The organism is Pseudomonas sp. Xaverov 259 (assembly GCF_019352915.1).
Lineage (GTDB): Bacteria > Pseudomonadota > Gammaproteobacteria > Pseudomonadales > Pseudomonadaceae > Aquipseudomonas.
Window position 1 is genome coordinate 58,528 of record NZ_JAAAFV010000013.1, and the last position, 13,746, is coordinate 72,273.

A 13,746-nucleotide genomic window follows, 5' to 3' on the forward strand; every position below is an offset into this window, starting at 1 on the left:
AATAAATAGAAAATTGACTAATCATAGCCCCGCGACGATAAATCACCCTTAACAAGCGCCCCTAGAGCGCATCGGTTTGACTTTCTCCTGCCAAAAAAATAACCAAAGGAGCCCGCCCATGAAGCCATCCGCTTCGCCGCAGCCGCGCCGTGCTGCCGCCGCCGCTTTTATCGGCACCATGATCGAGTGGTACGACTTTTACATCTACGCCACCGCCGCTGCGCTGGTGTTCGGCCAACTGTTTTTCCCCTCCGAAGACAAGCTGTTCAGCACCATGGCCGCCTTCGGCACCTTTGCCGTGGGCTTCTTCGCACGGCCGCTGGGCGGCATTGTGTTCGGGCATATCGGTGACCGTATCGGGCGCAAAAAGTCCCTGGTGATCACCTTGGTGATGATGGGCGTGGTCACCGTGTGTATCGGCTTGTTGCCTACCTATGCACAGATCGGCGTCGCGGCGCCGGTGCTGCTGGTCCTGCTGCGCGTGGTGCAAGGCATCGCCGTCGGTGGCGAGTGGGGCGGGGCGGTGTTGATGGCCGGCGAACATGCGCCTAAAGGCCGGCGCAATTTCTTCGCTTCCTTTGCGCAGCTCGGCAGCCCGGCAGGTTTGATTCTGTCGCTGTTGGCCTTCAGTGCGGTCACGCGGTTGCCGGAAGAAGACCTGCTCAGTTGGGGCTGGCGTTTGCCATTCCTGGCCAGTGCGCTGTTGCTGATCGTCGGCTTGGCGATTCGCCTGGGCGTCAATGAATCGCCCGAGTTCCTGGAAGACAAAGCCATCGCCGAAAAGGCGCGGACGATCAAGAAAGACCAGGCGCCCGTCATCGAAGTGCTGAGAACTGCCTGGCGTCCACTGCTGTTGTGCATCGGTGCCAATACCTTGGGCATCGCCGGTGTGTATTTCACCAACACCTTCATGATTGCCTACAGCACTCAGCAATTGGGCCTGCCGCGCTCGCTGATTCTGGAATGTCTGTTCGTTGTCGCCATCATCCAATTCTGTGTACAGCCACTGGCCGCCTGGGTCGCCGAGAAGGTCGGCGCTACGCGTTTTCTCTGCGCCATGACGGTGCTGGCGATGGCCTCGCCGTACCCGATGTTCGTGCTGGTCAGCAGTGGCCAGGCGCCGTTGATCATCCTGGGTATCGCCTTGGCGGTGGTGTGCATGGCGTCGTTTTATGCCGTCATCGCAGGTTTTGTCAGCGGCCTGTTCGAGACGCGCGTGCGCTACACCGCGATCTCGTTGGCCTACCAGGTGTGTGGTGCGCTGGCCGGTGGCTTGACGCCATTGATCGGCACCTGGCTGGCCCATGAATATCAGGGCCAATGGTGGCCGATGGCAGTGTTTTACAGCCTGATCGCGGCGGTCTCGTTGGTGTGCGTGCTGGCATTGTCACGCCGCCATGCCACCGCGCACCGGCTTGAAATGGCACAGGGTGTTTAAGGGAGGTTTTGCAATGTTGAAGATTAATGGCCAGCGCCTGTGGGCCAGTCTGATGGACATGGCCGAGATCGGTGCCACGGCGCGTGGCGGCAGTTGCCGCCTGGCCTTGAGTGCTGAAGACAAGGCCGGTCGCGAGCTGTTCAGCCACTGGTGCACTGCCGCCGGGCTGAGCCTGAGCGTGGACGCCATCGGCAACCTGTTCGCCCGTCGCGCCGGCACCGACCCGGATGCGGCCCCGGTGATGATGGGCAGCCACCTCGACACCCAGCCCGAAGGCGGGCGCTTTGATGGCGTGTATGGCGTACTGGCGGGTCTGGAAGTGATCCGCAGCCTCAATGACCATGGCATTCAGACCCGCAAACCACTGGAAATTGCCGTGTGGACCAACGAGGAGGGCGCCCGATTTACGCCGGCGATGCTTGGTTCGGCGGTATTCACCGGCGCTCTTGCGCTGGAACAGGCGCTGGCTACAGCCGATGTCGACGGTGTCAGCGTGGCCGAAGCGTTGCGCACCACCGGCTACAACGGTGAGCGCGCTTTGGGTGGTGCGGTGGATGCGTATTTCGAGGCGCATATCGAGCAAGGCCCAATCCTTGAAGACAACGCCAAGAGCATCGGCGTGGTCACCGGTGGCCAGGCGATTCGCTGGCTCGATGTACGGGTCGAAGGCATGGCTGCGCACGCTGGCACCACGCCGATGCCATTGCGTAAAGACGCCCTGTATGGCGCCGCGAAAATGATCCAGGCCCTGGAAAACCTGGCGACGGATTTCGCCCCCGAAGGGCTGACCACCGTCGGTGAGTTGAGCATTGCCAAATCCTCGCGCAACACTATTCCCGGCTTGCTGAACTTCACCGTCGACTTGCGCCATCATCGCGATGCCGACATTGAAGCCATGGAGCAACAAGTGCGTGCGCGCTTGCAGGCGATTGCCGAGAAGCGTGGCCTGACGGTCACTATCAGCCCTCACTGGATCAGCCCGGCCACGCCATTCGATACCGAGTGTGTCGCCTGTGTGCAGTCGTCGGTGGATGCCTTGGGTTACAGCCAGCAACGCATTGTCAGCGGCGCCGGTCACGATGCAATTCACCTGGCTCGCTTTTGCCCGACGGCGATGATCTTTATCCCGTGTGTCGGCGGCCTCAGCCATAACGAAGCCGAAGATGTATTGCCCGAGGACGTGCGCCAGGGCACCGATGTATTGCTTAACGCCGTGCTGCAACGCGCCGGCCGCACTAATTGACGACTCACATTTACTAGCCACACCGGATTCAAATGTGGGAGCTGGCTTGCCTGCGATAGCGGGCTATCAGTCGACATCTCTGGCACTGATACACCGCCATCGCAGGCAAGCCAGCTCCCACAGGTTCGGTGTTCAGCCAGGAGCACTCCATGCGTACTTTCTTTCATCCTGAACAACTTTTGCACCACCCGCGTAGCTATTACTCCCGTGGCCAGATGCGTACACCGCAGGAAGTCCCCGAGCGCGCCCGCAACTTGCTGGTGGCCGCGCAGAGTCTGGGCTTTGAGATTCAGCAACCGTCAGACTTCGGTCTTGAACCACTGCTCGCCGTACACGGTGCGCCTTACCTGACCTTCCTTCAGGAAGCCCACCAGCGCTGGAAGGAAATCCCCGAAGACTGGGGCGACGAAGTCATGTCCAACATCTTTGTGCGCGAACCCAACGCCCTGCGCGGCGTCCTCGCCCAGGCGGCGCGCTACCTGGCGGATGGCAGCTGCCCGATTGGCGAACTCACGTGGCGCTCGGCCTATTGGTCGGCGCAAAGTGCTGTCGCCGCCGCCAAGGACATCCTCGACGGCGCACCGGCCGCCTACGCGTTGTGTCGCCCGCCGGGCCATCACGCGCGTTTCGATGCGGCGGGTGGTTTTTGCTATATCAACAATGCAGCCGTGGCGGCGCAGGTGTTACGTGAAGGTTTCCAGCGCGTTGCGGTGCTTGATACCGACATGCACCACGGCCAAGGTATCCAGGAGATTTTCTACCAGCGCGATGACGTGTTGTATGTGTCGATCCACGGTGACCCCACCAACTTCTACCCTGGCGTTGCAGGTTTTACCGACGAGCGCGGCAGCGCTGCCGGTGAAGGGTTCAACCTCAACCTGCCGATGGCCCACGGTTCCAGTGAAGCGGTTTTTTTTGAGCAGCTCGAACTGGCCCTGGCAGCAGTGAAGGCCTTTTCCGCAGACGTGCTGGTGTTGTCCCTGGGCTTTGATATTTACGAGCTGGACCCGCAAAGCAAAGTCGCGGTGACGCGCGAAGGTTTTGCGCGGTTGGGCGAATGCATTCGCGCATTGGAGCTGCCGTGCGTGATCGTGCAGGAAGGTGGGTATCACCTGGAGACGCTGGACAGTAATGCGCAGGCGTTTTTTCGCAGCCCGCAGGCCTGGAAGCGCTAATTCAGCGTCGGCTGCTCCACAATCTCGATATTGGCGGCCATCCACTCTCTTACCCGTTCATAGGTGACGACCTGCCCCTCTCGCAACACCAACCCACTCTGGCGAGAGGTGGTGTTGCGAAAGAAGTGTCCTGTTCAATTTATGACAGGTTTGCGAGCATTCAAATTGGCCCGTACTGCAAAACTTTAAGGCGACAGCGTGCGAGTCGCAGGCGTCAACTCCAACACTCGATTCCTCCCGCCTTCCGCCAGCAGATAAGTGCCACGATCCGTCGGTACAATCGACTGCGGCGCCTTCAGGAACGACAAAATCGTCTGTTGCCGCCCCTGTTTATCAATCAACAACAACCTTGCGCGGTGCGTCGAATCTTCATTGACCCACAACCCCCGCTCATCGCACATCAAAAACGTGGGTTTGTTCAACCCTGCCAGCACCACCGGATCGCTGCCGTCATCGGTCAGCTCGCGCACTACGCCTTTCTTCTTTTCGGTGTAGAGCATTCGGCCATCGGTGCAACGGGTGATGGACTCGCCTTCGTGAAGTTTGTCGCGCACCACGGTCAGCGTTTGATCGCTCCAGCGATATCGCAATAGCCGCCCATTGTCCTTGCGGTCTTCTATGGCGTAGAGATCGTCGCCTTCAACCCACAAGCCCTGTACGTTTTCGCCGCGAAACAGCTCGGTCACCACGCCGTCCTTGAGAAAGCTGACCGGGGCGTCGCCGGTTTCCTGGCTGAACACCCAGCCGCCGTGGGTGGCGAACATGCCATCGGGCTTGGACAGGCTGCCCACCACCACGTCACGTCGCCCGTCGGGATGGATGCGTACGATGCTGCCTTTGGCGTCATTGAGTTCCTGGCTGATCATCAGCGAGCCATCCGGCATCGGCATCAACGAAGCGGCTTTGGGCACGTCACGGTGCACGGTTTGCACGCTCCAACCCGTTGCAGCGCTGACGGGGTAGAAGCTTTGCCAGGCGAAAAAGCCCAGGGTCGCAACAGCCAGCAACCCGGTCAGGCTTAACCCCCATCGCAAAGGTCGACGCGGGTTTGGGGTGTCAGTCATTTTTTCTTCCTTGTTTTTTGGGCATGCCGTGGGTGGCCGTGGGGGCTGCTCTCACCCGTGAGTCTGAAATTGGGCGGCATAATCCTGGCCGCCGTAAAACACGCCCAGGATCGACACGGTTTCAGTCTCGGCGGACACGCTGAATGCGATGGCGGTGGTGTGCCGGTAATGGGTGATGCGCAAGCCGGGCAGCAGGTCGTTACGGCATTTGCCGCGAAGCGGAAACACGCTAAGGCTGTCGCAGTAGCTGATGATGTTGTCGATAAAACGTGCTGCAACAATGGGGGATTCGGTTTTGCTGATGTAGTCTTCGAGGGCGTCCAGTTGGGCTAACGCCTCAGGCGCAAAGGCTACCGTATAGCTCACGGTTTTTTTGCGCCTGTTCGCTGGCGCTTGGCTGCCATGTGTTCGCGAACCTGCTCGGTGGAGAGCGCTCGGTCAGGGTCTGCCTCGAGAGCGGTGGCGGCTGGGATTACTTGGTCGCGCAACCAGTCTTCCATAGCGCGATCACGGGCCATCAGCGCCCTGAGGCCGTCGCGTATCACTTCACTTTCGCTCGCATATTCACCGGAGGTGACCTTGGCTTTGACCAGCGCGGCCATCTCGAGTGGCAAGGTAATGCTCATTTGCTGAGTTGAGCGCATGTCGAAGCCCGCGAGTAATGGGTAGGATTCAATCCTACTCGACCATTGGCGTGTTGCAAGGAGCAACTGACCGATGTCGGTGTCCGGCGTCTCATCATCAATCCAAAATAGGTAGGGGTTCTGGCAGGTTTCCATGAGCGTTTCTCTCTCCTGTTGAGTAACTCAGGTTGCAAGTATTGACGCTTTTCAGCGATTGCGTGGAGCCACTCAGCCAATAACGCACTGATATGTATGACTTCATATTTGTAGCAAGGTTATTAACGCCAACCGTCCCGGCACGCATGGCGCCTTACCACCGGCCATACGATAATGCCCCCCAAATCGACCACACTGGCCCATCCCCCGTGATCATCAACTTCGACCTCAACGACCTCCAAGCCTTCCGCGCCGTGGTAGACAAGGGCAGTTTTCGCGGCGCCGCCGAGGCCATCCGCATCTCACAGCCAGCCCTGAGCCGGCGTATCGAAAAGCTCGAATCGGCCCTCGACGTCAAGCTGTTCGAGCGCACCACGCGACGGGTCAGCCTGACCATGGTCGGGCGCGCGTTCCTGCCTCAGGTGGAACGCATCCTCGACGACCTCGATATCGCCTTGATGGGCATCAGTAACGTCGCCTCCACGCGCATGGGCAACGTCACCATCGCCTGTGTGCCGTCCACTGCGTACTACTTCATGCCCCACGTGATTTCCGAGTTCCACAAGCTGTACCCGAAGATTCGCCTGCGCGTGCTGGATGCCAGCGCCGGCGAGGTGTGCAATGCGGTGGAAAGCGGCGAGGCCGATTTCGGCGTGAGTTTCAGCGGCAGCCTGGCCGATGAGGTGGAGTTCGAGTTGTTGTTCCAGGAGCGCTATGTGCTGGCCTGCCGTCGTGACCATCTATTGGCCGAGCGCGACAGCGTGAGCTGGGCCGAAGCCTATGAGCACGACTACATCACCGTGGACAAAACCTCGGGCAACCGCTTCCTGCTGGACCAAGCGTTGCGGGGTGTGCGGGTGAAAAAACCGAGTATCTGCGAGACCCACCACGTGACTACCATGATCGGGCTGGTGGAGGCGGGGCTGGGCGTGGCGATGGTGCCGTCGATTGCGATGCCGGCGTGCGAACACCCGATTCTGGTGAGTGTGCCGCTGGTCGAGCCGCAGGTGATGCGCCATGTGGGCTTGATAAAACGCCGCGGGCGAACATTGCCGCCAGCGGCGCTGGAGTTGGAGCGGTTGGTGCGCGAGATGCCGTTTCGGTCAGTGTGACACCGAGTCCAGGCCGGTGGATTGCACCACCGGTTGCGCCTCGGGCGAGGCGAGGAATTGCAGCAACGCCTTGGCCTGGGCCGGGTGTTCGGCGTTGACCGGAATGCCCGCCGCAAAGCGCGTCACCGACTGCACGTCTTCCGGGATCTTGCCCACGTACGTCACGCCCGGCACCGGCAACAATTCGGCCACCTGCTGCAGGCCCACCTCGTAGTCACCCTTGGCGACCTTTTCGGCCACCGGGGTGCGCTCGACCATCGTGCCCTTGGCGGGCATGCCGAGCTTCTTGAACAACTCCTTCTCGACATACACACCGCTGGCGCTGTCCGAATACGCCACGGACTTGGCCTTGCTCAGCACAGCCTTCAACTCGGCGTCAGTGCCGATTGCAGGTTTGGCTGCGCCGGCTTTGACCACCAGGCCGATCCGCGAATCGGCCAGTTCCACACGGGACGCCGGGTCGACCTTGCCTTGTTTGATCAAGTCATCCAAGGCATAGCCGACCATGATCACCACGTCGGCATGTTCGCCACGGGCCAGGCGGTTGGGAATCGCTTCCGGCGCCTTGCCCATCGACGGGCCGAGGATGGTGTCCAGGGTGTCACCGCTGTGCTGGGCATATTGCGGGCCGAGCAGTTTATAGGCGGCGGTGAAACCGCCGGAGGTCATTATTTTGAGCTGTTCGGCCTGGGCCGTCAGCGCCAGGGCGCCGAGGGCCAGGGCCGTCAGGGTGTTGAGCAGCAGCTTCATTACACCGCCCCCTGCATCACCTGCCCACGCGTGTTGGCGCTACGGTACAGCGCCAGGGTCGAGCACAGGGCGCACAGCGCGGCAAACATCATCCAATAGGCCGGCGAGGCTTTGTCTTCGGTGATGTGAATGAACCACGTGGAGATCGCTGGCGTGAAGCCACCGAAGATCGCCGTTGCCAGGCTATAGGCCAGGGAGAAGCCCGCCACACGCACTTCCACCGGCATGATTTCGGTCAGCGCCGGGATCATCGCACCGTTGTACATGCCGTACAGGAACGAGAACCACAGCAGGGTTTCGAGCATATGCGCAAAGCTTGGCGCGTTGACCACGAATGACAGCGCCGGGTAGGCGGTGATCACGGTCAGGGCGGTCATTGCCACCAGCACCGGCTTGCGCCCAAAACGGTCACTCAGGGTGCCGCCGATCGGCAGCCAGACAAAGTTCGACACGGCCACCAGCAAGGTCACCAGCAGGGCGTCGGAGGTGCTCAGGTGCAGCACGGTCTTGCCGAAGGTCGGCGCGTACACCGTGATCAGGTAGAACGCGGTGGTGGTCATGGCCACCATCAGCATGCCGCCGATGACAACGGTCCAGTTCTTCACCAGGGTCGCCAGCACTTCACGCATGGTCGGACGATGCTTGCGGTTGGCGAACTCTTCGGTTTCCTGCAAGTTGCGACGCAGCACGAAGATGAACGGGATGATCACGCAGCCGATGGCGAACGGAATGCGCCAGCCCCAATCGGCAACGACCGAAGGTTCCATCCACACGTTCAGGCCGTAGCCCAGCGCGGCGGCCACCACGATGGAGATCTGTTGGCTGCCCGATTGCCAGCTGGTGTAGAAGCCTTTGCGGCCTGGCGTGGCCATTTCAGACAGGTAAACCGAGACACCGCCCAGTTCTGCGCCAGCCGAGAAGCCTTGCAGCAGGCGGCCCAGCAGCACCAGCAACGGCGCCCACAGGCCAATGGTCTGATAACCCGGCACCAGCACGATCAGCAGCGTACCGCTGGCCATGATCGACAGGGTTACGATCAAGCCTTTGCGACGACCGACGTCATCGATATAGGCACCCAAAATAATTGCGCCCAGGGGTCGCATCAGGAAGCCTGCACCGAACACGGCGAAGGTCATCATTAATGACGCAAACTCATTAGCGGCGGGGAAGAACGCGGCAGCGATGTAGGTGGCGTAGAAGCCGAACAGAAAGAAGTCGAACTGTTCGAGGAAGTTGCCCGAAGTAACGCGGAATACCGCACCAACTTTCGAGCGGGCAGAGTCGGGCCGGGAAGGGCTAGTCATGGTTTTGTGTCTCCAGCGTTCTTTTTAAAGTGCTTGTTTCGCTTAAGACCGCGGATAGTGGCTGACACATTTAGAAATGATAAGTGAGTAATTTGGATGTATTGATGCGTCTTGGCTATCAATCGACGCGTCCGCCAAAATCACACGGCTGTTCTATGCTTCACAGGTGACCAATTCTTACGGATGGGAGGTGCGTATGGGTAACGAGCACGAACGCCAGGACGAGCCGGAGCACGAGCAGCCCCGGCAACGCGAAGAAGAAAAGCCGCAGACCTGGAAACACCCGGACGACGGCACCGAGCTGTCCGAGCGCGATCAGGAGCGACCGCTAAAACCCTGATTAAAAGCGTACTCGGTCCAAATGTGGGAGCGGGCTTGCTCGCGAATACGGTGTGTCAGCCACTGAAGTGTTGACTGATACACCGTATTCGCGAGCAAGCCCGCTCCCACATTAGATCTGTGTTCAGCCCACTATTGGCGTACACAACTCCACCAGCGTGCCATCCGGGCAGCGCACATACGACACCACTTGCCCCCAGGGCTTGGTGCTCGGAGGCGACAGCTCCTTCGCGCCGTGCAGCAGCGCCTTGGCGTGGGCGACGAACACATCCTCGGTGACAAACCCCACTTCCATCCCCAGCGGCTTTCGGGAGGCGTGCGCCTCGACGTGCCCGCCGTCGAAGTTCATTTCGCCCAGTTCATGCGCAGCGAACGACAGCGTGGTGTCACCCGTTTCCAACTCGCCATAAGTGCCGGATTCATGCAAAAAACGGCGACTGAAACCGAAGGCTGTTTCAAAGAAAGCCAGTGACGCGGCAACGTCAGGCACATAGATGATGGTGTAGGCGAATTTCAAGACAGGCACTCCTTGCTGAAAAATAACCGGTCAAGGCACCAGCACGGCGATAGGAAAACCCACGCTATGGCTAAGCCAATAATGACCAGCACGATAGCGATCCTTTGACCCTCAAGCGCTGATTTATAGTCCCAAAGGCGCCGGATGAACAGTGTTCACATAGACGCAGCCCGCCGGGCTTTCTAAACTGCGGCTTGTCTTGGGGAAAGGGGCAGGTGCCGATGAATCGTAATGAACTACGCAAGGCCGACATCAACCTGATGGTGGTTTTCGAAGCACTGATGCTCGAGCGCAATGTAACGCGAGTGGCAGAGAAGCTGTTTCTCGGCCAGCCGACCATCAGTTCGGCCCTCAATCGCTTGCGCACCTTGTTCAACGACCCGCTGTTTATTCGCGTCGGACACCGCATGGAACCCACCGCGCGGGCTGAGGAGATCATCCAGCACCTGTCGCCGGCCCTTGACTCATTGTCGTCAGCCTTGAGCCTGACCCACGATTTCGACCCGACCCAAAGCACCATGACCTTCCGCATCGGCTTGTCCGATGATGTCGAGTTCGGCCTGCTGCCACCGCTGCTTCGAGCCTTGCGCCAGGAAGCGCCGTTGGTGGTGTTCGTGGTGCAGCACGTCGATTACTGGCGTATCCCCGACCTGCTGGCTTCCGGCGATATCACCGTGGGCATCACCCAGACTCGCGGCCTGCCGGCCAATGCCAAGCGCAAATTGCTGCGGCATATCCGCCCCTGCCTGTTGCGTGCCGATGCCTCGGCTACACCGCTGACCCTCGACGAATATTGCGCCCGTCCCCATGTGCTGGTGTCCCACACCGCCAACGTGTCGGGGTTTGCTGACGAGTGGCTGGCCGAGATTGGTCGCAAACGGCACGTGGTGCTGTCTGTACCCCAATACAGCGCACTGCCGGCATTGCTCGCCGGCACCGACATGATCGCCAGCCTGCCGGATTACACCGCCCATGCTATGGCCGCCGGCGGCAACCTGTTCTGTGAGCCGTTCCCGTTCGAAACCCCAACCCTGGACCTGTCGATGGTCTGGCTCAGCCATGTCGACACGGACCCTGCCGAACGCTGGATGCGTTCACGGCTGGAGGCGTTCATGAGTGAACGCGACAGGCTGCCGGTACTCGCGGAAAAATCTTGAGATAAGCCTTCAGGGAGATCCACCGATGACGTTATCCCGTTCGGTCGTTGCGAGGGCTGACCGAAGTTTCACATTGAAATCGGTCTGACTTCGTTCAACTGCATGCTATATGTAGGTTTCTTTTCAAGCCCACTCGGAGCTTTTCATGCCGCACCTGCACCTGGAATACACCGCCAACCTGACTGGCCTTGCCGTCGAGAAAACCCTGCTGCGCCTGAACAATGTGCTGATGGCGTCCGGGCAGTTCGGTTCCGAATTCGATATCAAGAGCCGCGCAATCAAGGTCGAAAGTTTCCAGGTGGGTACTTCACTCAGCCCGCGCGGTTTTATTGCGGTGAAGCTGTCGCTGCTCAGCGGGCGCTCACCCCAGGTCAAGCAGCAGTTGTCGGAAAGCTTGTTGGCGGCCCTGCAGGACGCCGCTGAGTGGCCGGCCGATTTGCAGGTTCAACTCAGTGTCCAGTTGCTGGACATGGATCGTGATTCTTACAGCAAAGTCGCTATTGGCTGAGGGTTACAACAAGCCCTGATCGGCACACACCTTGACGATCTGCTCACGAAACCAGGTATTGGCGCTGTCCTGGCCGCTGGTTTCATTCCACTGCATGTCCAGGGTAAACCCCGGCAACCCGTTTGGCGCTTCGCAATGGCCGAACACGCTGGCCGGTGCCAGCAGCTTTTGCACACGGCGGGGCAGGGTGACGATAAAGTCGGTGCCGCTGATCATCTTCAAGGCGGCACTGTAGCTGTTGGCACGGGCAATCACCTGGCGTTTGTGGGCCTGGCGTGCCAGCCAGCCGTCGATCATGTTGGTGTCGGAGGTCCAGGGCGTGGGGAACACGTGGCGCCGTTCGACAAACGATTGCAGGCTGAAAGCCGGCTCGCGCGGGCTCGAACGTTTATCGAACACACACACCAAGTCGTCTTCCAGCAGCATCTGGGTCTTGAAGTCTTTGTGGGCACGGTGAAAGTGCGGGCCGAAACAAATCACCAGATCGAGGCGGCCTTCGCGCAGGTCGTCGGCGGGCAGCTCGGTTTCCAGCTTTTGCACATTGACGATCACCGGCAAGTCGGCCCGGTCGAAGTTCTTCAACAGGCGCGGCAAAATCAGTTGCTCGAAGTATTCCGGGGCACAGACGTTGAAGGTCACCGCCTTCTGCGTCGGGTCGAAGGCCTGGCTGCCGGCATGGCACAGGTTGATGCTTTCAAGGATCTTCTGCACGTGTTCGTACATGGTGGTGGCCTTGTACGTCGGGCGCATGCCGGCCCGCGTGTTGATAAACAGCTCATCCTCAAAACTGGTGCGCAGCTTCTTCAGGCTGTAGCTCACGGTTGACTGACTGACGAACAGCGTCTCGGACACCTCGGTAACGCTGCTCTGGTCATAGACGGCAATAAACACCATCAAGTCCTGCATATCGAGCTTTCTGAGCAAGTTACTGTTTAGCATCGGTTTCGTCCGTAAACCCTTTGTACCGAACTCAGTACAAGACTGGCAAAAGCTTAACGGAACGGTCGTGCCAATAGAAAGCGCTGTAGGACGTTTCTATGTTTGGTGTGGGACATAAAATGTTGGCAACACGACGTTACTGAATATGTCGGCTGTAATGCTTTGGATTGAAGCGTGTAACGATCACCAGCATCAGCACAATCACGCCGGTCAGTGACCACCAGGCCCATTCGAAGCTGCCCAGTTGATCGCGGATCATGCCGGCGATAAGTGGCGACAGGCCAGCAATCAGGTAGCCGATGCCTTGCACAAAGGCGGTCAGGCCGCCGGCGCGGCGCGGGTTGTCCAAGTGGTCGAGGGACAGGATCAGGCTCATCGGGAACAGGCCGCCGATGCCCAGGCCAAGCAGGCACGGCCACAGCAGGCTGAGGTGTTGCGGGCTGAGAATAAGGCCGCAGAAGCCAAAGATGATCAACACCAGCAACACGGCGACCACCCCGCGTTTATCCTGGCGGCGGTTGGCGATGGCCGGGGTAATCAGGCCGGAGACCACTTCCATCGCGGTCAGAAAACCGAGCAACAAACCGGCGTTCTGTTCGCTCCAGCCTTGCTCCACGTAGTACGGCGCCAACCACGCCAGCACACAGGTGTAGGACGCCGTACCCAGGCCAAAAAAGACCGCCAGCAACCAGGCGCGGCGATTGCCGAAAAACGACGCCTGTTTACCCGGCCCGGCTTGGGACAATGGGGGCAGCGCCGCGCGCTGGGCGTACCAGCACACCAGGGCAATCAATGCCAGTACCGCCCAGATCGCCAGGCCGATGCGCCAGCTGCCGGTCTGTACTTGCACGAACGGCGCGAACGAAGCCGCCAGTGCTGCGCCGCCCATGATTGCGGTGACGTACAGGCCCATGAACAGCGAAACATTGTCACTGAAGCGCGACTTGATCAGCGCCGGCATCAAGGCCTGGATCAGCGCGATACCCACACCGGCCGCCATTGCGCTGACGATCAGCTCCAGCGCCGAATCCACAAACAACCGCGACAGCGTGGCCAGGCCGATCACCACCAGCGACACCACAATGCTGCGGTGCTCGCCAAGCTGCTTGGCCAGGGCCATGCCAAAAAACATCGCCAGGCCCATGGCCATGACCGGCAGCATGGTCAGCAAGGCCGCGCTGCTGAAACTCAACGGCACATCACCGCGAATTGACGACAGCAGTGGGCCGACGGCGGCCATTGACGGGCGCAGGTTAAGCGCGACCAGCACAACGCTGATCATCAGCCACACGGCGGTGGTGGGTTTTGTCTGAACGTTTTCCATGGGTGGACCTTGAGTGAACAAGGGCGAATCAGGCCATGGGCGGGGCAGCGGGGCAAATCAGAAAGTCGCACGAGCTATCTAAAAATTGCGGATGACT

Annotated in this window: 15 protein-coding genes; 7 read left to right on the plus strand and 8 right to left on the minus strand. The window is 59.9% G+C overall.

Annotation, left to right across the window (positions count from 1 at the left end; all coding sequences use genetic code 11):
• The first annotated feature begins 118 nt into the window (after positions 1-118).
• The 3 genes from K0H48_RS02430 (at position 119) to K0H48_RS02440 (ending at position 3,856) form a co-directional block, all read left to right on the plus strand.
• Positions 119-1,438 carry an MFS transporter gene (locus tag K0H48_RS02430; RefSeq protein WP_219266264.1) on the plus strand — a complete coding sequence of 440 codons (1,320 nt, stop codon included), beginning with the start codon at positions 119-121 and terminating at the stop codon, positions 1,436-1,438.
• A 13-nt stretch (positions 1,439-1,451) separates the two neighbouring features.
• Positions 1,452-2,681, plus strand: coding sequence for a Zn-dependent hydrolase (locus K0H48_RS02435; protein WP_219266265.1), 1,230 nt, complete (start codon positions 1,452-1,454; stop codon positions 2,679-2,681).
• A 149-nt stretch (positions 2,682-2,830) separates the two neighbouring features.
• Complete coding sequence (locus tag K0H48_RS02440) at positions 2,831-3,856, plus strand: histone deacetylase family protein (RefSeq protein WP_219266266.1); 1,026 nt, start codon at positions 2,831-2,833, stop codon at positions 3,854-3,856.
• Positions 3,857-4,041: 185 nt separating this feature from the next.
• Here K0H48_RS02440 and K0H48_RS02445 read toward each other — a convergent pair whose 3' ends face one another.
• The 3 genes from K0H48_RS02445 to K0H48_RS02455 are packed head-to-tail and all read right to left on the minus strand — an operon-like array spanning position 4,042 to position 5,564.
• Positions 4,042-4,920 carry a hypothetical protein gene (locus K0H48_RS02445; protein ID WP_219266267.1) on the minus strand — a complete coding sequence of 293 codons (879 nt, stop codon included), beginning with the start codon at positions 4,918-4,920 and terminating at the stop codon, positions 4,042-4,044.
• 51 nt (positions 4,921-4,971) lie between these two features.
• The gene (locus K0H48_RS02450) at positions 4,972-5,286 is read right to left on the minus strand and encodes a type II toxin-antitoxin system RelE/ParE family toxin (RefSeq protein WP_219266268.1); all 315 of its coding nucleotides are present in this window, start codon (positions 5,284-5,286) and stop codon (positions 4,972-4,974) included.
• Positions 5,283-5,564, minus strand: a complete 282-nt coding sequence (locus K0H48_RS02455) for a type II toxin-antitoxin system ParD family antitoxin (RefSeq protein WP_219266287.1) — start codon at positions 5,562-5,564, stop codon at positions 5,283-5,285. Before K0H48_RS02455 ends, K0H48_RS02450 begins: the two co-directional genes overlap by 4 nt.
• A 344-nt stretch (positions 5,565-5,908) precedes the next feature.
• On the opposite strand from K0H48_RS02455, the gene K0H48_RS02460 reads away from it, so the two are divergent.
• Positions 5,909-6,811, plus strand: coding sequence for a LysR family transcriptional regulator (locus K0H48_RS02460; protein WP_219266269.1), 903 nt, complete (start codon positions 5,909-5,911; stop codon positions 6,809-6,811).
• Here K0H48_RS02460 and K0H48_RS02465 read toward each other — a convergent pair.
• Both K0H48_RS02465 and K0H48_RS02470 read right to left on the minus strand, forming a co-directional pair.
• Positions 6,803-7,561 (minus strand): substrate-binding domain-containing protein, encoded by a 759-nt coding sequence (locus K0H48_RS02465; RefSeq protein ID WP_219266270.1) that lies wholly within the window; start codon positions 7,559-7,561, stop codon positions 6,803-6,805. The genes K0H48_RS02460 and K0H48_RS02465 overlap by 9 nt on opposite strands.
• On the minus strand, positions 7,561-8,865 hold the full coding sequence (locus tag K0H48_RS02470; RefSeq protein WP_219266271.1) for an MFS transporter: 1,305 nt from the start codon (positions 8,863-8,865) through the stop codon (positions 7,561-7,563). Before K0H48_RS02470 ends, K0H48_RS02465 begins: the two co-directional genes overlap by 1 nt.
• A 196-nt stretch (positions 8,866-9,061) precedes the next feature.
• On the opposite strand from K0H48_RS02470, the gene K0H48_RS02475 reads away from it, so the two are divergent.
• Entirely contained in the window at positions 9,062-9,205 is a 144-nt protein-coding gene (locus tag K0H48_RS02475; RefSeq protein ID WP_219266272.1) for a hypothetical protein, read from the plus strand.
• Between the two features lie 123 nt (positions 9,206-9,328).
• On the opposite strand, the gene K0H48_RS02480 is transcribed toward K0H48_RS02475, so the two are convergent.
• Positions 9,329-9,721: a VOC family protein gene (locus tag K0H48_RS02480; protein WP_138816276.1), complete on the minus strand. Its 393-nt coding sequence runs from the start codon at positions 9,719-9,721 to the stop codon at positions 9,329-9,331.
• Positions 9,722-9,942: 221 nt separating this feature from the next.
• Between K0H48_RS02480 and K0H48_RS02485 the strand changes: the two genes are divergently transcribed.
• A complete protein-coding gene (locus tag K0H48_RS02485) occupies positions 9,943-10,878 on the plus strand; it encodes a LysR substrate-binding domain-containing protein (RefSeq protein WP_200430607.1) in 936 nt (311 codons plus the stop codon).
• Between the two features lie 145 nt (positions 10,879-11,023).
• Entirely contained in the window at positions 11,024-11,386 is a 363-nt protein-coding gene (locus tag K0H48_RS02490; protein WP_056857332.1) for a 5-carboxymethyl-2-hydroxymuconate Delta-isomerase, read from the plus strand.
• 3 nt (positions 11,387-11,389) lie between these two features.
• Here the strand turns inward: K0H48_RS02490 and K0H48_RS02495 are convergent, their stop codons facing one another.
• Positions 11,390-12,325 (minus strand): LysR family transcriptional regulator, encoded by a 936-nt coding sequence (locus K0H48_RS02495; RefSeq protein WP_219266273.1) that lies wholly within the window; start codon positions 12,323-12,325, stop codon positions 11,390-11,392.
• Positions 12,326-12,461: 136 nt separating this feature from the next.
• Complete coding sequence (locus K0H48_RS02500) at positions 12,462-13,649, minus strand: cyanate transporter (RefSeq protein ID WP_219266274.1); 1,188 nt, start codon at positions 13,647-13,649, stop codon at positions 12,462-12,464.
• Positions 13,650-13,746: the final 97 nt, after the last annotated feature.